Genomic DNA, 19,573 nt, shown 5'->3' on the forward strand with positions numbered 1-19,573 from the left:
GCTATTTCAGCTCCAGCTCCATCTTCTTTATCTTTTCCAGCGTATTGCCTGCTTCCATGGAGGGGAATACCTGAAGCACGCGTTGCAGGTATGCCTTAGCCTTGCCGTAGCTATTGGTGAACACGTCTGACAATCCGTTGCGATAGCGTGCATACTGCATCCTTGTGGGGGAAGTTATCTTTTTATAGTCTTCTTCGAGCTTCTTCTTATCCTTCTCGGCTTGGAGATAATAATAATTTCCTAAGAAAATATTGGCTTGGAGATTGTCGGCATCCAGCATCAATACCTTTTCATAGGTTTTCAAGGCATCTTTCTCCTTTCCCCGCATCATCTCCATTTCGGCACAAGAGACAAGTGCAGGTACGTCTTCGGGATGACGCTGCAAGAACTCCTTATAGAAGAGGTAGGCTTTATCGTAATTCCGCATTTCCTTGTAGTGCACAGCCAGCACATCCGCAAGACGGGGAGCCACCTCACTGCTCTTGTCCACATTGGTCCAGTAGAACATTTCCGTCCTATCCTCACCGGCATTTGCCGCCTGGCGAAACAAACTCACCGCATAGTCATCTTTACCCTCGGAAAGTGCATCGGACACTTTCGAAAGCAACTCATCTGCCGACTGTCCCCAGACAGACAGCGGACACATCAAGAACAAGGAGAAAAGCAACGTTAAGGTTTTCATTTTTAGTGTATATATATAGTTTAACAGCCCAATCAGTCTCATAGAAATCTACCTACAAAACTACGCATTTTTACGGTAACCATCAATAGTTGAAAGTAGAAAAATAGTTAACTTTGCCGACCTTAATGAATTAAATAATATAAATGAAGCCCAGAGACAGACAAATACTGCAAATAGCCTTACCTTCCATCGTATCGAACATCACCGTGCCGCTGCTCGGCCTGATTGATGTAGCCATCGTCGGCCATCTGGGTTCGCCCGCCTACATAGGCGCCATTGCCGTAGGTGGCATGCTGTTCAACATTATCTACTGGATATTCGGTTTTCTGAGGATGGATACCAGCGGAATGACCTCGCAAGCATTCGGCAAGCGGGATTTACCGGAGGTGGTCCGCCTGCTGTTGCGTTCCGTGAGCATAGGCCTGGCAGTCGCGTTCTGCCTCATCCTGCTGCAAACGCCTATCAGGCAGGGAGCCTTCCTTCTCATCCATCCTACGGATGAAGTCAAAGAAATGGCAACGTGCTATTTCCATATCTGCATTTGGGGGGCACCTGCCATGCTGGGGCTATACGGACTGACGGGATGGTTCATCGGCATGCAGAATTCGCGTATCCCCATGTATATAGCCATCACACAGAATGTGGTCAATATCATTGCCAGCCTCGGACTGGTTTATCTGTGTGGGATGAAAGTAGAAGGAGTAGCTTTGGGGACGTTGATTGCCCAGTATGCTGGCTTCCTGATGGGCATTGTCCTTTGGATGCACAACTACGGCAGGCTGAAAAGATTCTGGGAAATTAAAAATTATAAATTAAAAATTAAAGGGGGAGAAGGGGCAGGTATCTGGGAGAAAGGGGCGATGTTCCGGTTCTTCCAAGTGAATAGGGATATTTTTCTGCGTACTCTTTGCCTGGTGGCAGTCACGTTGTTCTTCACTTCGGCGGGAGCTTCGCAGGGAGAGATTATTCTGGCGGTCAACACGCTGCTGATGCAGCTCTTCACCTTATTCTCGTATGTAATGGACGGCTTTGCCTACGCTGGCGAAGCCTTAAGCGGCAGATACATAGGCGCACGCAACCGGGAAGCCTTTACAGACACCGTCCGGCACCTCTTCGGATGGGGAGCGGTGATAGCGGTTCTCTTTACATTGGTTTATGCGCTGGGAGGCAATGCCTTCCTCGGACTATTGACGGATGACAAAGAAGTGATAGCTGTTGCCGACACCTATTTTTATTGGGCGCTTGCCGTGCCCGCCGTCGGGATAGCCGCCTTCATCTGGGACGGCATCTTCATCGGCGCCACCGCCACGCGAGGAATGCTCCTCTCCATGGCAGCGGCAGCTGTCAGCTTTTTTATCTTATATTATGGGCTGCATCCCGTCCTGGCAAACCATGCCCTATGGCTTGCTTTCCTCACTTACCTGCTGATGCGGGGAGTGGTGCAGACAGGCTTGAGCCGGGAAGTCATCCGACGGGCATTTCCCAGCAAGAAGGAACCTGCTTGGCGTGAGGGGTAGGCTATGAACAATTTCAAGGGAAAAAGCATTATCTTTGTATCGCTATGACTGATATAAAATATGGATTCCACCCTCCAGAACAAGGCGTCAGGTAGCCAGTATACGGTGCCAAACAAGTTTCAACTTTTGGCACCATCGGTTTCAATGCGAGAAACCGACGGTTTCAAGTAGTGAAACCAACGGTATCTCGGAATGAGACTGACGGTATTTGCATTTGGAACCAAGTCACTCATAGCAAGAGTAATGACTTATACAAAATTGTTATGGCAGAAAAGAATATAGTTCAAGAGACATTTCCCGTATTGGGAATGAGTTGCGCCTCATGCTCCGCACGGGTAGAAAAGACGCTGAACCATCAGTCAGGTGTCAAGAAAGCGGTCGTAAACTACGCTTCGGCAACGGCAACCGTGGAATATGACCCTACGAGCTGTTCTTCCGAGACTTTGCAGCAGGCTGTGCAGGCGGCCGGATATGACTTGTTGATAAACCAGGACGGCAACACGCTCGAAGAGGCGGAAGAGGCCCACAACAAGAAATTCAGCGCATTGAAATTCCGCACAACCTGGGCCATCATCTTGTCTATGCCCGTTGTCATCATAGGCATGTTCTTCATGGATATGCCCCATGCCAATCCCATCATGTGGGCGTTGTCCACTCCCGTCGTATTCTGGCTGGGGCGGGGATTCTTCACCAGCGCCTGGAAACAATTGCAGCATGGCAGCGCCAATATGGACACACTGGTAGCCATCAGTACGGGGACCGCCTATCTGTTCAGCCTGTTCAACATGCTATTTCCGGACTTCTGGCTATCCAGAGGCATCCATCCGCATGTATATTTTGAGGCGGCAAGTGTCATCATAGCCTTTATCCTGCTGGGCCGCCTGCTGGAAGAAAAAGCGAAAGGAAACACCTCAACCGCCATCAAGAAACTGATGGGGCTCCAACCCAAGACTGTGACCATCATTGTGGATGAAGGACACGCTGTCCCTCACTCTTCCTTTGAGCGCGTTATCCCTATCGAGCAGATTCGCCCCGGAGACATCGTCCTGGTGAAGCCCGGAGAACGGATTGCCGTGGATGGCATCGTGACGGAAGGTAGCTCCTACGTAGACGAAAGTATGCTGAGCGGCGAACCGGTAGCAGTATCCAAGCACAAAGACGCCAAGGTCTTTGCAGGTACCATCAATCAGAAGGGAAGTTTCCGCTTCCGGGCAGAGAAAATCGGCACGGATACACTGCTGGCGAAGATTATACACATGGTGCAGGACGCGCAAGGAAGCAAGGCACCGGTGCAGCAGCTGGTGGACAAGATAGCCGGGATATTCGTGCCTACCATTATAGGCATCGCAGTGCTTGCCTTCATCGCATGGATGCTACTGGACGGAACCGGCGGATTCACCCACGGATTGCTGGCATTTGTCACGGTGGTCATCATCGCCTGCCCGTGTGCACTGGGACTGGCTACTCCTACCGCCATCATGGTAGGCATCGGCAAGGGCGCCGAAAGGGGCATTCTGATAAAAGATGCCGAAAGCCTGGAGATTGCCAAGAAGATAGACACCGTGGTACTCGACAAGACCGGAACGGTGACTGAAGGAAAACCGGTAGTCAGCAAGCTGATATGGAATACGCAGGCAATGACGCCCGGTACTGGCGCCACTGCAGGCAATGCGCTGTCGGACATTTTCTATAGTCTGGAGAAGCTCTCGGAACATCCGTTGGCAGAAGCCGTGGTGAACCACCTCAAGGAGTCGGCCTCCATAGACATTCAAGACTTTGAAAGCATCACCGGAAAAGGCGTGAAAGGACGGGCACAAGGCCGGACCTACCTCGCCGGGAACCGGAAACTGCTGGAAGAAAACCATATCGCCATCCCCCCCTCCCTGCAGGAAGAGGCAACCCGACTGACATCGGAAGCACAGACCGTCATCTGGTTTGCCGATGAAGAAAACGTGCTGGCAATAGCCGGAATTACAGACCGGATAAAGGAAACTTCCATCCGTGCCGTCAGCGAGCTGCACGCCGCCGGCATCGAAGTCCACATGCTGACCGGAGACAATGAGGCCACCGCCCGTGAGATTGCCCGCAAAGCAGGCATCGCCCACTACCAGGCCAGTGTATTGCCGCAGGACAAGGCTGCCTTCGTCAGCCGGTTGCAGGCAGAAGGCCGGAAGGTTGCCATGGTGGGCGACGGCATCAACGACAGCGCCGCCCTTGCCCAAGCCGACTTAAGCATCGCCATGGGTGGAGGCAGCGACATCGCCATGGATGTAGCCAAAATGACCATCATCTCTTCCGACCTGACCAAGATACCGGAAGCTCTCTGTCTGTCGCGTCTCACCGTCCGGACCATCCGGCAGAATCTCTTCTGGGCATTTATATATAATATAATAGGTGTACCCATTGCGGCCGGAATACTCTATCCCATCAACGGCTTCCTGCTGAATCCGATGATAGCCGGTGCGGCCATGGCATTCAGCAGTGTCAGTGTGGTGAGCAACAGCCTGCTGCTGAAACGGAAAAGAATACATGAAGGAGAAGAAAACAAAGAAGTTGAACCGCCAACAGAAACAATCATGAAGAAAGAATTCAAAGTAGAAGGCATGATGTGCAACCATTGCCGCATGCATGTAGAGAAAGCATTGAACAGTATGGAAGGCATACACGCCACCGTAACCCTGAACCCTCCGGTAGCCACCGTAGAGTTTTCGGACGGTGAAAAGACGCTCGAAGAACTGCAGAAAGTAGTGACGAAAGAAGCCGGCGACTACACACTGAAGGCATAAGTGTAGAATTCATACGGTTTTCATACAGAAAAGAAGGAGGAAATCAAAGTAAATATCTACCTTTGCGCGCTAATTTACAGATAAAGATATGAACGCAAAAGCCAAAGGATATATTTTAGGTTCCATCGCCGCAGCCTCCTACGGCATGAATCCACTGTTTGCCCTCCCGTTGTACAAGGCCGGCATGGACCCGGACTCGGTACTTTTTTTCAGATACCTCTTCGCCATCCCGTTGCTGGGCATTATGATAAAGGCGAGAGGGCGGTCATTCAAGATACAGCGGAAAGAAACATTTCCGCTCATCATCATGGGATTGCTCGTGGCCCTCTCCTCACTGACGCTTTTCCTGAGCTATAACTACATGGCCGCCGGCATAGCGTCTACACTGCTGTTCGTCTATCCCATCATGGTGGCGCTTATTATGGCCATGGTTTTCAAAGAGAAGCTGGCACTGCAAACCATCGTCTGCATGCTGCTTGCACTGGGAGGTATCGGACTGCTCTACAAGAGCGAGGACGGCAGCACACTGAGCCTGATAGGGACACTGCTGGTTTTCGCGTCTTCCCTTTCCTATGCCATATACATCGTGGGCATCAACCAGACATCGTTGAAAAATGTGGCTACGCTTAAAGTCACCTTCTATGTCCTTCTCTTCGGCCTATCGCTTTTTGTGGCACGCCTGCTCTATTCCGGCGTACTGAACACACCGGACCAGTGGTATCTGTGGGCCAATCTGCTTGCATTGGCTGTCTTCCCCACCGCCATATCCTTCCTCTGCACTACCGGTGCCATCCAATATATCGGCTCCACCCCGACCGCCATTCTCGGCGCATTGGAGCCCGTGACAGCCATCTTCTTCGGAATAGCCGTCTTTGGAGAAAGCCTGACAGTCAGAGAAAGCTTCGGACTGGTGATGATTATCGTAGCCGTAACGTTCGTCATCGCAGGAGGCAATATTACAAGCCAACTGGTCCGCTTCAGGAAACTGTTCCCAAGACTCCCGATAAGAAGCAAAAAAAGAAACTAATCCTATAAAACCATCATCAACCATGAAGAAAAGTCTCTACCTGCTTTTACTGCTGTTGTTTCCTATCGGGCTGCAGGCTCAGTCCGAGGTTATAGTACTCCACCCGGATGAAGGCAAAGCCGAAGTGAACGAAGCCGAATACACCAGAATTTTCCTGGCAGGCACCATCGACATGGGCAAAAGCATAGACTGGCAAAAGGCAACCTGCGACTGGTTCCGCGCACGCCCCCAAGGTAAATACATCCTATACAATCCCCGAAGGGACAAGGGACTCAGCGGCGAAATGTCCGACTTTGAACATCAAGTGAACTGGGAACTGGAACATCTGGAAAAAGCCGACCTGATAATCATGAATATCCTGGCAAGCAGCAAGTCCCCCATCACCCTGCTGGAGATGGGACTGCACATGCGTTCGGGTAAACTGCACGTTATCTGTGAACCCGGTTTCTACCGCTACGACAATGTGCGGATTACTTGCAACCGCTATGGCGTTCCGTTATATCACAGCATGGACGAGTTCCTAAAGACTGTGCGTTAGGCAACTATCCTACCACATTCTGCTGCACTTTTCAGTTTAATTCTTTATCTTTGCTGCAAAGCAATGTAACAAAACTATATATTATGGCAACCTATAAAAGAATCTTATTGAAACTCAGCGGCGAGAGCCTGATGGGTGAAAAGCAATACGGCATCGACGAGAAACGCCTTGCCGAGTACGCAGCTCAAATCAAAGAAATCCACGAATTGGGAGTACAAATAGGCATCGTGATAGGCGGTGGAAACATTTTCCGCGGATTGAGCGGTGCCAACAAAGGGTTCGACCGTGTGAAAGGCGACCAGATGGGAATGCTGGCAACCGTCATCAACAGCCTTGCACTCAGTTCGGCTCTGGTAGCTGCCGGCGTGAAGGCCCGCGTGCTGACTGCCGTACGTATGGAACCCATCGGTGAATTCTACAATAAATGGCGTGCCATCGAATGTATGGAAGCAGGCGAAGTAGTCATCATGTCCGCCGGTACAGGCAATCCGTTCTTCACTACCGATACCGGTTCCAGTCTGCGCGGCATCGAGATTGAGGCGGATGTCATGCTGAAAGGTACCCGTGTGGACGGCATCTACACCGCCGACCCGGAGAAGGACCCGACAGCCACGAAGTTCCACGACATCACCTACGACGAAGTGCTGAAGCGCGGTCTGAAAGTGATGGACCTCACTGCCACCTGCATGTGCAAAGAGAATAACCTGCCCATCATCGTTTTTGACATGGACACAGTGGGTAATCTGAAAAAAGTGATGCAAGGAGAAGAAATCGGTACACTGGTGCACAATTGAATGGAAAATGGAGAATAAAAAATGAATGTTATTTAATTCTTAATTCTCAATTTTCAATTTAATAATTATATTTGCAAAGTTTCAAATCAAAGCTATTTCAAAACGAAAATAATATGAGAGACGTAAAAGACATCTTAGACGAAGCGCAAGAAAGTATGGACATGGCCATCATGTATCTGGACGAGGCACTGGCTCATATCCGCGCCGGAAAAGCCGATATCCGTTTGCTGGACGGTATCCGTGTGGATTCTTATGGAAGTATGGTTCCTATCAACAATGTGGCAGCCGTAACCACTCCGGACGCACGCAGCATTGCCATCAAGCCATGGGATAAGAGCATGTTCCGCGTCATTGAAAAGGCCATCATTGACTCCAGTCTCGGCATCATGCCCGAAAACAATGGTGAGATTATCCGTATCGGCATCCCGCCACTGACGGAAGAACGCCGTAAACAACTTGCCAAACAGTGTAAGGGAGAAGGAGAAACTGCCAAGGTAAGTGTACGTAATGCACGCCGTGATGCCATCGACGCCTTGAAGAAATCCGTAAAGGACGGACTGGCCGAAGACGCCCAGAAAGGCGGTGAAGAAAAGCTGCAGAAGATTCACGACAAGTTCATCAAGCAGATTGATGACATGCTGGCTGCAAAGGATAAAGAAATCATGACCGTTTAATTAAGTTGAAAACGGAAAATGGAAAGTTGAAAATAAACCGATATACCAAGTATAGAAGCCTTTCAACCTTCCATTTTCAACTTTCAACTTTCAACTTTCAATTATTTTGAGGGGACTCGTTATAAAAAACACCGGAAGTTGGTACTTGGTACGGACTGACGACGGAAGGGAGATTGAATGTAAAATCAAAGGGAACTTCCGGCTGAAAGGCATACGAAGCACTAATCCCGTGGCTGTAGGCGATTATGTGAACATCATACTGAACCAAGAAGGTACGGCCTTTATCAGCGAGATAGAGGACCGGAAGAATTACATCATCCGCCGCGCCTCCAACCTTTCCAAGCAATCGCACATTCTTGCTGCCAACCTCGACCAGTGCATGCTCATAGTGACGGTGAACTATCCCGAGACCTCCACTACCTTTATAGACCGTTTTCTCGCCTCTGCCGAGGCATACCGTGTTCCCGTCAAGATTATATTCAACAAAGTGGATGCCTACGATGAAGAGGAACTGCACTATCTGGACAGCCTGATCAACCTTTACACCACCATCGGCTATCCTTGTTTCAAGGTTTCTGCCAGAAAAGGGGAAGGCATCGACACTATCGAGAAAGAACTCAAAGGACGCATAACCCTCTTTTCCGGACATTCCGGAGTAGGGAAATCGACACTCATCAAGGCAATACTGCCCGATATAGAGATTAAAACCGGAGAGATATCCACCTATCATAATAAAGGTATGCACACCACTACCTTCTCAGAAATGTTCCCGGTTCCGGGCAACGGATATATCATTGACACTCCGGGCATCAAAGGTTTCGGAACATTCGATATGGAAGAAGAAGAGATAGGCCACTACTTCCCGGAAATATTCAAGGTATCTGCCGACTGCCGTTACGGCAACTGTACCCACCGCCACGAACCCGGATGCGCTGTACGCGAGGCTGTCGAGAAGCACTATATCAGCGAATCCCGTTACGCTTCTTATCTGAACATGCTGGAGGACAAGGAGGAGGGAAAATACCGGGCTGCTTACTGATTTGTCATTTTATCACCTTTCCAATCCATATTCTTACACTTTTTAACTCTTTATCTTTTAAACTATTCTCTTTTCCCGTAGTCTAATCTAAGGCTGATTTTATTACTACTAATACTACAACATGAATAAGAGAGTTAAATGGGGCATCATTATCGTGATTGGTGCCGGACTGATTGGAGGAGGAATCTACTCCCAATTACCTAAAGAGAATGAAGAATTAGCCGCTGCAGACAAGGTGATGACCGGTCAACGTAGCGGTAAGAAAATTCTAAACGTAAACGCAAAAATAATCAAACCGCAACTGCTGAAGGATGAAATACAAATCAGCGGCAGCCTGCTGCCGGATGAGGAAGTGGATCTTTCTTTCGAGACATCCGGCAAAATCATAGAGATAAATTTTGAAGAAGGCAGCTTCGTCAAGAAAGGACAATTACTTGCCAAAGTTAATGACCGGCCGCTGCAAGCACAATTGCAACGCCTCGTCTCCCAATTAAAGTTGGCAGAAGACCGCGTGTTTCGCCAGAACGCCCTGCTGGAAAGAGATGCGGTCAGTAAAGAAGCCTACGAACAAGTAAAGACCGAGCTGGCCACCCTGAATGCCGACATTGACCTGATAGAATCGAACATCGCACAAACTGAGCTGCGTGCTCCTTTCGACGGTGTCATCGGTCTGCGCCAAGTCAGTGTGGGTACTTACGCTTCCCCTACAACCATTGTAGCCAAACTCACCAAGATTTCGCCGTTGAAGGTGGAATTTGCCGTACCCGAGCGGTATGCCAATGACGTAAAGACCGGCGCCGGACTGGACTTCACTCTCGAAGGAAAGCTAAAAACCTTCCACGCCACGGTTTATGCACGCGAATCAAAGATAGACCCTACTACCCATACCCTGACAATCCGTGCACTTTATCCCAATGCCAACGGAGCTGTGCTTCCGGGCCGCTATGCCAGCATCAAGCTGAACAAGGATGAAATTCAGGACGCCCTTGCCGTACCGTCCGAAGCCATTGTACCGGAAATGGGAAAAGACAAGATATTCCTCTATAAGTCGGGAAAAGCCCAGCCGGTAGAGATTACTACGGGAATCCGTACGGAAGCGGAAGTACAAGTATTGCAAGGCTTGCAGGCAGGAGATACCATCATCACCTCGGGAACCCTGCAACTCCGTACCGGACTACCGGTAACACTGGACAATATCAATTGACAACTGTCAATTATCAACCGTTAATTATCAATTGTAAAGAATGAATATATCCGAATTAAGTATACGGCGACCGGTACTCTCGACAGTACTTACCCTGATAATCCTGCTGTTTGGCTTCATCGGCTACAATTATCTGGGTGTACGCGAGTACCCATCTGTAGACAATCCCATCATATCAGTATCCTGCTCCTATCCGGGTGCCAACGCCGATGTCATCGAGAACCAGATAACGGAGCCTCTGGAGCAGAACATCAACGGTATTCCCGGCATACGCTCCCTCTCCAGTGTCAGCCAGCAAGGCTCATCACGCATTACAGTAGAGTTTGAGCTTTCCGTTGACCTGGAAACCGCCGCCAACGACGTACGTGATAAAGTGTCGCGTGCACAACGCTATCTGCCTCGTGACTGTGACCCTCCTACCGTATCAAAAGCCGATGCGGACGCCACCCCTATCCTAATGGTTGCCCTCCAAAGCGACAAACGTTCCCTACTGGAGCTCAGTGAAATAGCCGACCTGACTGTCAAGGAGCAGCTTCAGACTATTTCAGATGTAAGTAGTGTAAGCATCTGGGGAGAAAAGCGCTATTCCATGCGGCTTTGGCTGGACCCCATCAAGATGTCCGGCTATGGAATCACTCCTCTGGATGTAAAGAATGCGGTGGACAACGAAAACGTAGAGCTCCCTTCCGGAAGTATCGAAGGAAACACTACCGAGCTCACCATCCGTACGTTGGGTCTGATGCATACAGCCGAAGAGTTCAACAATCTTATCCTGAAGGAAGACGGTAACCGTATTGTCCGCTTCAGCGACATTGGACGTGCCGAACTGGGACCAGCCGACATCAAAAGTTATATGAAGATGAACGGTGTGCCCATGGTAGGTGTCGTAGTAATTCCGCAGCCGGGTGCCAACCACATTGAAATAGCCAACGCCGTATATGACCGCATGGAGAAGATGAAGAAAGACCTTCCCGAAGATGTTCATTACAACTACGGTTTTGACAATACCAAGTTTATCCGCGCTTCTATCGACGAGGTGAAGCAGACGGTGTATGAGGCCTTTGTACTGGTTATCATCATCATTTTCCTCTTCTTGCGCGATTGGCGTGTGACGCTTGTGCCATGTATTGTAATCCCCGTTTCGCTGATTGGAGCTTTCTTCGTCATGTATCTGGCCGGTTTCTCCATCAATGTGCTCTCCATGCTTGCCGTGGTGCTTGCCGTGGGCTTGGTGGTGGACGACGCCATCGTGATGACGGAGAACATTTATGTCCGCATCGAGAAAGGGATGCCACCGAAAGAAGCCGGCATAGAAGGAGCCAAGGAGATTTTCTTTGCCGTCATCTCCACTACCATTACGCTGGTGGCGGTATTCTTCCCTATTGTATTCATGGACGGTACGACAGGACGACTGTTCCGCGAATTCAGTATCGTGGTCTCCGGTTCGGTGATTATCTCCTCCTTCGCCGCATTGACTTTTACGCCGATGCTTGCCACCAAACTTTTAATCAAAAGGGAACAGCAGAGCTGGTTCTATCGCAAGACCGAACCTTTCTTCGAAGGGATGAACCGGGTATACAGCCAGTCACTGGCCGCCTTCCTGAAACGGCGCTGGATTGCCCTGCCCTTCACCATCGTCACCATCCTGCTTATCGGAGTCCTTTGGAATACTATCCCGGCTGAAATGGCGCCATTGGAGGACCGTTCGCAAATCAGTATCAATACAATGGGTGCCGAAGGAGTGACTTACGAATATATCCGCGACTATACCGAAGACATCAATCATCTGGTGGACTCCATTATCCCGGATGCAGAAGCGGTAACAGCGCGTGTATCCAGTGGTAGCGGTAACGTACGTATCACACTGAAAGACATGAAAGACCGTGACTATACCCAGATGGAGGTTGCCGAAAAGTTGTCGAAGGCAGTGCAGAAAAAGACCATGGCACGCTCTTTCGTACAGCAGTCCTCCTCATTCGGAGGACGGCGCGGCGGTATGCCCGTGCAGTATGTATTGCAGGCAACTAATATCGAGAAATTGCAGGAGGTGCTCCCCAAGTTCATGACGAAGGTCTACGAAAATCCGGTATTCCAGATGGCAGACGTAAACCTGAAGTTCAGCAAGCCTGAAGCGCGCATCAACATCAACCGTGACAAGGCGAGTATCATGGGCGTAAGCACCAAGAACATTGCCCAAACTCTGCAATACGGCTTGAGCGGACAGCGTATGGGCTACTTCTACATGAACGGAAAGCAATACGAGATATTGGGCGAAATCAACCGCCAGCAACGCAACAAGCCCGCCGACCTGAAAGGTATCTATATCCGAAGCGACAACGGGAACATGGTGCAGCTGGACAACCTGATAGAGCTGACCGGCGGTATCGCCCCTCCGAAACTGTACCGTTACAACCGTTTCGTGTCCGCCACCATCTCCGCGGGGCTTGCCGACGGGAAGACCATCGGGCAAGGACTGGACGAAATGGACAAGATTGCCAAGGAGACACTGGACGAGACCTTCCGTACCGCACTGACCGGAGACTCCAAGGAGTATCGCGAAAGCTCCTCCAGTCTGATGTTCGCCTTCATCCTTGCCATCGTGCTGATTTACCTGATTCTGGCCGCCCAGTTCGAGAGCTTCAAAGACCCGCTGATTATCATGCTGACGGTGCCTCTCGCCATTGCCGGCGCGCTGGTATTCATGTATTTCGGAGACATCACGATGAATATATTCAGCCAGATTGGCATCATCATGCTGATTGGTCTGGTAGCAAAGAACGGTATCCTGATTGTGGAGTTCGCCAATCAGAAGCAGGAAGCGGGTGAAGACAAGATGCGAGCCATCAAGGACGCCTCCCTGCAACGTCTGCGCCCCATCCTGATGACGAGTGCCTCCACCATCCTGGGATTGATACCGCTTGCCTACGCCACCGGCGAAGGCTGCAACCAGCGCATCGCCATGGGTACTGCCGTCGTAGGCGGCATGCTCATCTCCACACTGCTGACGATGTACATCGTGCCTGCCATATATAGTTATGTATCAACGAACCGAAGTAAACTGAAGACCGAATGAAACGCATTGTTTTAATTTTCATAGCCACTGCCTGCACAGCGCTGGGCCTTTATGCACAGCCTGCGCCTACCTACACCTTGAAGTCCTGCCTGGAGCAGGGATTGCTGAACAACTACTCCCTGCGCATTGTCCGCAATGAAGAGCAGGTCAGCAAGAACAACGCCACATTGGGCAATGCGGGCTACCTGCCCACACTGGACCTCTCCGCCGGCTACAAGGGAACCATAGACAATACCGAGACCAAAGCCCGAGCCACCGGAGAGACAACCAAGGACAACGGAGTATTTGACCAAACTCTCGATGCAGGCATCAACCTGAACTGGACCATCTTCGACGGTTTCAACATTACCGCCAACTACCAACGGCTCAAGGAGCTGGAACGCCAAGGCGAGACCAATACGCGCATCGCCATCGAGGACCTGATAGCCAACATAGCCGCCGAATACTATAACTATGTTCAGCAAAAAATCCGCTTGAAGAACTTCCGTTATGCCGTATCGCTATCCAAAGAGCGCCTGCGCATTGTGGAAGAGCGTTACCACATCGGTAACTTCTCGCGCCTGGACTACCAGCAGGCCAAAGTGGACTTCAATGCCGACAGTGCCCAATACATGAAACAGCAGGAACTGCTGCACACCTCACGTATCCAGCTGAACGAACTCATGGCAAACAAAGATGTAGACCAGCCGTTTATCATACAAGACAGCCTCATCAACGTGACCGCCTCCCTGAACTTCGAGGAGCTGTGGAACGCCACCCTCACCATCAACGCCTCACTGCTACGTGCCGAACAGAACAATACCCTGGCCCGTCTGGACTACAAGAAAGTCTGCTCGCGCGACTACCCATACGTGAAGATGAACGGCGGATACGGCTACACCCTCAACAAGTATGACATCTCTGCCAACAGCCGCCGCAGCAACCTCGGTCTGAACTTCGGCGTCACGGTCGGCTTCAATCTGTTCGACGGCAACCGGCGCCGCGAACGCAAGAATGCCCGCATTGCCGTGCAGAACGCTCGCCTGGAACGGGAGCAACTGGAGCAAGCCCTGCGCGCCGACCTCAGCAACCTATGGCAGGCCTACCAAAACAACCTGCAAATGCTGAACCTGGAACGCCAGAACCTTGTGGCTGCCAAGGAGAACCACGAGATTGCCATGGAACGATATATGCTGGGCAACCTCTCGGGAATCGAGATGCGCGAAGCCCAAAAGAGTCTGCTGGATGCAGAAGAACGTATTCTCTCCGCAGAATATGATACCAAATTATGTGAAATCTCCCTACTGCAAATCAGTGGAAAAGTAGCGCGCTATATGGAATAAGCAATATAATCCGTACCTTTGCGCCCGATTTATCAGAATTGAAGCATAATGGGATTATTCATCAGAAAGCCATTCGAGGCACTGCAAGCGGAGGCTAATGCCTCCGGAAAGAAAACATTGAAACGTGTACTTGGTCCGTGGAGCCTTGTTGCCCTGGGCGTGGGAGTCATCATCGGAGCGGGTCTATTCTCCATCACCGGAACGGTGGCGGCAGGCTATACGGGACCGGCCATCACACTGTCCTTTGCCATTGCCGCACTGGGATGCTGCTTCGCCGGACTGTGTTATGCGGAATTTGCGTCCATGATACCCGTAGCCGGCAGCGCATACACCTACTCGTATGCCACGATGGGCGAACTCATCGCCTGGATTATCGGGTGGGACCTGGTACTGGAATACACCGTAGCCGCAACCACGGTAAGCATCAGTTGGAGCCGCTATCTGGTCGTCTTTCTCGAGGGACTGGACATACATCTACCGCAAGCCCTCACCGCCTGTCCCTGGGATGGCGGAGTCGTAAATATCCCCGCCTTCCTTATCGTCGTGCTGATGAGCCTCTTCCTGATACGGGGTACGGAAGGCAGCTCCATCTTCAACGGCTTCATTGTATTCCTGAAGGTTTCCGTCATACTGATTTTTGTCATACTCGGCTGGAAATACATCAATACCGACAACTATACACCTTACATCCCTGCCAATACGGGCGTGCTGGGCGAATATGGCTTCTCCGGCATCCTGCGAGGGGCGGCCATCGTATTCTTCGCCTTCCTCGGGTTCGACGCCGTGAGCACAGCTGCCCAAGAGACGAAGAACCCGAAGCGGAACATGCCTATCGGCATTCTGGTCTCCCTGCTGGTATGCACCGTGCTCTATATGGTTTTTGCCCACGTCATGACGGGAGTGGCACACTACACCGCCTTCAGCGGACAGCAAGGCATTGCTCCCGTTGCCATAGCCATAGAGCACATGGGGCAGGCTGATGCGGCAGGTATCATCCAGCCGGACTATCCCTGGCTGAACCGTGCCATCGTGCTGTCCATTCTGTTCGGATATTGCTCCGTCATCATGGTGACGCTGCTGGGACAGAGCCGCGTATTCCTGAGCATGAGCCACGACGGGCTGCTGCCTCCTTTCTTCTCGCATATCAACGAAAAGTTCCGTACTCCGGCACGCAGCAACCTGCTCTTCATGGTACTTGTGGGCCTGCTGGCAGCTTTTGTACCCGCACGGCTGGCCGGAGAGATGACAAGCATCGGCACGCTGATGGCCTTCACGCTGGTCTGTGCCGCTGTACTGGTAGTACGCAGAACCATGCCTGACGTGCCCCGTTCCTTTAAAACCCCACTTGTTCCACTTATCCCCATACTGGGTATTCTTACTTGCCTTTGCATGATGTTGTTCCTTCCTGCCGATACATGGATACGCCTGGTGCTGTGGATGCTCATCGGTCTGGACATCTACGTGGGCTACGGCATGAAGCACAGTAAGCTGGAGCATGGAGGCGACACCCGCCACGGGCAGGTGACCTTGAACATGATTGGACTTATCCTTGCCGTTCTTTGTGTCATCACCGGACTGTGGCACCAACAGACTGTGGGATGGGGAGAAAGCAAAGTGCTGCTGATTATCTCGTTTGTTTTCGCATTCACGCACTGCGCTTACTATATGTGGAGAATCTGGAGAAGATAATAAGCCCTAAATCTCCTCCTTTAAAGATAAACAATCTTTCATCCAAACTACCCCAGCACCCACTTGGTCCGCTTCCCGAAACAACGGTATGCCATTGCCACCAGAAACCAGGAAGTACAGAAAGCGACGACTGCGGCACAAGGTATCTGAAGATAGATAGGAACATGGATAGCACGCATCAGGACTACGCTCGGTCCGGTAAAGAAATAGTGTATCATATAGACTCCAAAACCACAGAGCGTCAAGTTTGCCAATGCTTTCTTGATGCGCTCCGAACGGAAATTGGCCCGCTTGCAAAGCATAAACACGGGGATGGTCATCATTACTACATTCAGCGAACAGTAGGTGAAGAAGAGTTCGAGCATCTCATCCGTAAAATCCGGCAAGGAGGTCATACGACGGAAACCAAGGAATGTTACGGCATAGCCAATGGCAAACATGGGAATGCCGATGCCACAGAGTTGCCGGCCCGTCCAGTTATGGTTCCTCAGATAATGGCCCAACAATAGGTAGCCGTTAAAACCGGCAAAGTAATACAGCATACCGAACGAGTTCCACGAGCAAGTCCCCCAAAGGTACGGAGCGGCAAACTCGGTATAATAAGGCAGCAGCAGTGTCACTCCCCATGCTGCAAGAAACCATAGTTTGGCACGTTCCGAGGCCTTCTCCACCCATGCCGAGAATATCGGAAGATAGAGATAAAGCCCTATCAGCAGATAGATATACCACATGTGTACATCCAATAGAGAGAAATTAAAAGGCATTTCTGCAATATATCCCAGGCTCACTGCCAGAGACTGGCGCATCACTTCCTCACCCGAATAAGGGAAGAAATCCAGAATCACTTTCGGCTCCACTCCCAGCAGTCCCGTTATCCAGGGGAACAGATTGTAAATCACAGACCAGATGAGGAAAGGAAAGAATACGCGGGGGATACGTTTCTTGTAGAATGCCGAGGCGTCACCCCGTACCGGCAACAGCAATGCACCGGTAATCATTACAAAAAGCGGTACGCAAGGACGGAGCGCCGCACCGTAGACAGCTCCCCAGAACTTGATGTCAACAATGTCGGGCGATGTGCCCGGATAGAAGTTAAAAGGGTCTGTGCAATGGCAGCAAACTACTGTAAACATTGCAACAAGGCGTACCACATCCAGCCATACGATGTGTTGTGCCGGAGTTTGTCGTGTAAGAGTCAGTTCCATGTTTTATTAAATTGGTTGTTTGGAGGGCTAAAGATAAAGAAGTTAACCGAGAAATGAAAAGGAGAATGTAACAAAAATACGACAACAAACGAGTTTCAGTTTTATTCTCCTATAGAGAACAATCTGTTTTATCAAGGCGGAACAGAGTGTTCCAATAGGGAAGAACACTTTGTTCCAACATGAAAGAACAGTTTGTTTCAACATAAAGGAACAGTTTGTTTTGCTTGATGAAACAGAGTGTTCTATGCCGCGAAACACTTTGTTTTCCTCTACAAAACAAAAAAGCCGTAACAAGATTTTCTCCGTTACGGCTTTCCTTATATTATGCCTTTCTAAAAGGCTTCTGTTTTACTTGCTGCAATTCCAGGGCTTCAGTTGCTTGAAGAAGTCGTTGCCCTTATCGTCCACCAAGATGAATGCAGGGAAGTTCTCCACCTCAATCTTCCAGATAGCTTCCATACCGAGTTCGGGATATTCCACGCACTCAATGCTCTTGATGTTGTTCTGTGCCAAGATAGCGGCAGGACCACCGATAGAGCCCAAGTAGAAACCGCCATACTTTTGGCAGGCATCTGTCACTTGCTGGCTGCGGTTACCTTTGGCAAGCATAATCATGCTGCCGCCGTGGCTTTGGAAGAGGTCTACATACGGGTCCATACGTCCGGCAGTAGTCGGGCCCATGGAGCCGCAAGCCATGCCTTGAGGAGTCTTGGCAGGACCGGCGTAGTAGATGGGATGGTCTTTGATGTACTGCGGCAGGTCTTCGCCACGGTCCAGACGTTCTTTCAGCTTGGCGTGTGCGATGTCACGGCCTACGATAATGGTTCCATTCAGAGACAAACGGGTGGAAACCGGATACTTGGTCAGTTCCTTCAGAATATCGGCCATCGGCTGGTTCAAGTCAATCTTCACCACGTCGCCTTCACCGGCCTTACGGAGTTCTTCGGGAATCAGTTCACCCGGATTGCTGTCGAGCTTTTCAATCCAGATACCTTCTTTATTGATTTTACACTTGATGTTACGGTCGGCAGAGCAGGAAACACCCAGACCCACGGGACAGGACGCACCGTGACGCGGCAGGCGGATGATGCGGATGTCGTGAGCCAGATACTTGCCGCCGAACTGGGCACCGAGGCCAATCTTATGAGCTTCTTCCAGTACCAGCTTCTCCAGTTCCACATCGCGGAAAGCGCGGCCGAACTCATTGCCGGTAGTGGGTAGGTTATCGTAGAAGTGGGTGGAAGCCAGTTTCACAGTCAGCAAGTTCTTTTCGGCAGAGGTACCGCCGATAACGAATGCGATGTGATAGGGAGGACAAGCTGCCGTACCCAAAGTCTTGATTTTTGAGATAAGGAAGGGAACCAATGTTTCGGGGTTGAGGATAGCCTTTGTCTCCTGGTAGAGATAAGTCTTGTTGGCAGAGCCACCACCCTTGGTTACGCAGAGGAACTCGTACTCCATACCTTCCGTAGCTTCGATGTCAATCTGTGCGGGAAGGTTGCACTTCGTATTCACCTCATCGTACATGGTGAGGGGAGCATTCTGCGAATAGCGCAGGTTCTCTTCGGTATAAGTCTTGTAAACACCCAGTGAGAGAGCTTCTTCATCACAGTAGCCGGTCCATACTTGTTGTCCCTTTTCGCCGTGGATGATTGCCGTACCCGTATCCTGGCAGAAAGGAAGTACCCCCTTGGATGCTACCTCTGCATTGCGCAGGAAGGTGAGTGCCACGTATTTATCGTTATCGCTTGCTTCGGGGTCACTCAGAATCTTAGCAACCTGCTCGTTGTGCGAACGACGCAACATGAACGATACATCACGGAAAGCCGCATTGGCCATTGCCGTCAAACCTTCTTTTTCAATCTTCAGGATAGGTTTTCCTTCAAACTCGCTTACTGACACGTAATCTTTTGTAAGCAGATAATACTCAGTAGTATCTTTCCCCTTCTCGAACATGGGCTGATACTTGAACGGAGGTGTTGTTGCCATAATTACTCGTATATTTAATGTTTAAAAGTGATTC

The 19,573-nt window shown here is 50.5% G+C and carries 14 protein-coding genes; 11 read left to right on the plus strand and 3 right to left on the minus strand.

Annotation, left to right across the window (positions count from 1 at the left end):
- Position 1: 1 nt before the first annotated feature.
- Positions 2-682: a tetratricopeptide repeat protein gene (locus tag DWY55_RS01780; protein ID WP_034523335.1), complete on the minus strand. Its 681-nt coding sequence runs from the start codon at positions 680-682 to the stop codon at positions 2-4.
- A 143-nt stretch (positions 683-825) separates the two neighbouring features.
- On the opposite strand from DWY55_RS01780, the gene DWY55_RS01785 reads away from it, so the two are divergent.
- From DWY55_RS01785 to DWY55_RS01835, 11 genes are all read left to right on the plus strand, one after another.
- On the plus strand, positions 826-2,199 hold the full coding sequence (locus DWY55_RS01785; RefSeq protein ID WP_120177986.1) for an MATE family efflux transporter: 1,374 nt from the start codon (positions 826-828) through the stop codon (positions 2,197-2,199).
- A 263-nt stretch (positions 2,200-2,462) separates the two neighbouring features.
- A complete protein-coding gene (locus DWY55_RS01790) occupies positions 2,463-4,985 on the plus strand; it encodes a heavy metal translocating P-type ATPase (RefSeq protein WP_005824234.1) in 2,523 nt (840 codons plus the stop codon).
- Positions 4,986-5,073: 88 nt separating this feature from the next.
- Positions 5,074-6,012 carry a DMT family transporter gene (locus DWY55_RS01795; RefSeq protein ID WP_005824237.1) on the plus strand — a complete coding sequence of 313 codons (939 nt, stop codon included), beginning with the start codon at positions 5,074-5,076 and terminating at the stop codon, positions 6,010-6,012.
- Between the two features lie 22 nt (positions 6,013-6,034).
- Positions 6,035-6,550, plus strand: a complete 516-nt coding sequence (locus DWY55_RS01800; RefSeq protein WP_005824239.1) for a nucleoside 2-deoxyribosyltransferase domain-containing protein — start codon at positions 6,035-6,037, stop codon at positions 6,548-6,550.
- Positions 6,551-6,633: 83 nt separating this feature from the next.
- Positions 6,634-7,344, plus strand: a complete 711-nt coding sequence (pyrH, locus tag DWY55_RS01805; RefSeq protein WP_005835090.1) for a UMP kinase — start codon at positions 6,634-6,636, stop codon at positions 7,342-7,344.
- A gap of 113 nt (positions 7,345-7,457) precedes the next feature.
- Positions 7,458-8,018: a ribosome recycling factor gene (gene frr, locus DWY55_RS01810; protein WP_005824243.1), complete on the plus strand. Its 561-nt coding sequence runs from the start codon at positions 7,458-7,460 to the stop codon at positions 8,016-8,018.
- 106 nt (positions 8,019-8,124) lie between these two features.
- Complete coding sequence (rsgA, locus tag DWY55_RS01815) at positions 8,125-9,057, plus strand: ribosome small subunit-dependent GTPase A (RefSeq protein ID WP_034523089.1); 933 nt, start codon at positions 8,125-8,127, stop codon at positions 9,055-9,057.
- A gap of 121 nt (positions 9,058-9,178) precedes the next feature.
- The gene (locus tag DWY55_RS01820) at positions 9,179-10,261 is read left to right on the plus strand and encodes an efflux RND transporter periplasmic adaptor subunit (RefSeq protein WP_022402286.1); all 1,083 of its coding nucleotides are present in this window, start codon (positions 9,179-9,181) and stop codon (positions 10,259-10,261) included.
- 40 nt (positions 10,262-10,301) lie between these two features.
- On the plus strand, positions 10,302-13,334 hold the full coding sequence (locus DWY55_RS01825) for an efflux RND transporter permease subunit (RefSeq protein ID WP_016274175.1): 3,033 nt from the start codon (positions 10,302-10,304) through the stop codon (positions 13,332-13,334).
- Complete coding sequence (locus DWY55_RS01830; protein ID WP_005824250.1) at positions 13,331-14,656, plus strand: TolC family protein; 1,326 nt, start codon at positions 13,331-13,333, stop codon at positions 14,654-14,656. The genes DWY55_RS01825 and DWY55_RS01830 overlap by 4 nt, the downstream gene beginning before the upstream one ends.
- 48 nt (positions 14,657-14,704) lie before the next feature.
- Positions 14,705-16,345, plus strand: coding sequence for an amino acid permease (locus tag DWY55_RS01835; protein ID WP_005835078.1), 1,641 nt, complete (start codon positions 14,705-14,707; stop codon positions 16,343-16,345).
- 47 nt (positions 16,346-16,392) lie between these two features.
- On the opposite strand, the gene DWY55_RS01840 is transcribed toward DWY55_RS01835, so the two are convergent.
- Together DWY55_RS01840 and DWY55_RS01845 are read right to left on the minus strand one after the other, a co-directional pair.
- Positions 16,393-17,550, minus strand: a complete 1,158-nt coding sequence (locus DWY55_RS01840) for an acyltransferase (protein WP_016274176.1) — start codon at positions 17,548-17,550, stop codon at positions 16,393-16,395.
- A 348-nt stretch (positions 17,551-17,898) separates the two neighbouring features.
- Positions 17,899-19,539, minus strand: coding sequence for a fumarate hydratase (locus DWY55_RS01845; protein WP_005824254.1), 1,641 nt, complete (start codon positions 19,537-19,539; stop codon positions 17,899-17,901).
- Positions 19,540-19,573: the final 34 nt, after the last annotated feature.

It is taken from the genome of Bacteroides sp. AF25-38AC (genome assembly GCF_003602995.1).
GTDB classification, from domain to species: domain Bacteria; phylum Bacteroidota; class Bacteroidia; order Bacteroidales; family Bacteroidaceae; genus Bacteroides; species Bacteroides uniformis.

Excerpts from the sequence above, each read along its gene's own strand:
- DWY55_RS01830 (WP_005824250.1), top strand. The coding sequence starts at position 13,331 with ATGAAACGCATTGTTTTAATTTTCATAGCCACTGCCTGCACAGCGCTG.
- DWY55_RS01835 (WP_005835078.1), top strand. The coding sequence starts at position 14,705 with ATGGGATTATTCATCAGAAAGCCATTCGAGGCACTGCAAGCGGAGGCT.
- DWY55_RS01780 (WP_034523335.1), bottom strand. The coding sequence starts at position 682 with ATGAAAACCTTAACGTTGCTTTTCTCCTTGTTCTTGATGTGTCCGCTG.
- DWY55_RS01800 (WP_005824239.1), top strand. The coding sequence starts at position 6,035 with ATGAAGAAAAGTCTCTACCTGCTTTTACTGCTGTTGTTTCCTATCGGG.
- DWY55_RS01795 (WP_005824237.1), top strand. The coding sequence starts at position 5,074 with ATGAACGCAAAAGCCAAAGGATATATTTTAGGTTCCATCGCCGCAGCC.
- DWY55_RS01790 (WP_005824234.1), top strand. The coding sequence starts at position 2,463 with ATGGCAGAAAAGAATATAGTTCAAGAGACATTTCCCGTATTGGGAATG.
- DWY55_RS01785 (WP_120177986.1), top strand. The coding sequence starts at position 826 with ATGAAGCCCAGAGACAGACAAATACTGCAAATAGCCTTACCTTCCATC.
- pyrH (WP_005835090.1), top strand. The coding sequence starts at position 6,634 with ATGGCAACCTATAAAAGAATCTTATTGAAACTCAGCGGCGAGAGCCTG.
- DWY55_RS01825 (WP_016274175.1), top strand. The coding sequence starts at position 10,302 with ATGAATATATCCGAATTAAGTATACGGCGACCGGTACTCTCGACAGTA.
- DWY55_RS01845 (WP_005824254.1), bottom strand. The coding sequence starts at position 19,539 with ATGGCAACAACACCTCCGTTCAAGTATCAGCCCATGTTCGAGAAGGGG.
- frr (WP_005824243.1), top strand. The coding sequence starts at position 7,458 with ATGAGAGACGTAAAAGACATCTTAGACGAAGCGCAAGAAAGTATGGAC.
- DWY55_RS01820 (WP_022402286.1), top strand. The coding sequence starts at position 9,179 with ATGAATAAGAGAGTTAAATGGGGCATCATTATCGTGATTGGTGCCGGA.
- DWY55_RS01840 (WP_016274176.1), bottom strand. The coding sequence starts at position 17,550 with ATGGAACTGACTCTTACACGACAAACTCCGGCACAACACATCGTATGG.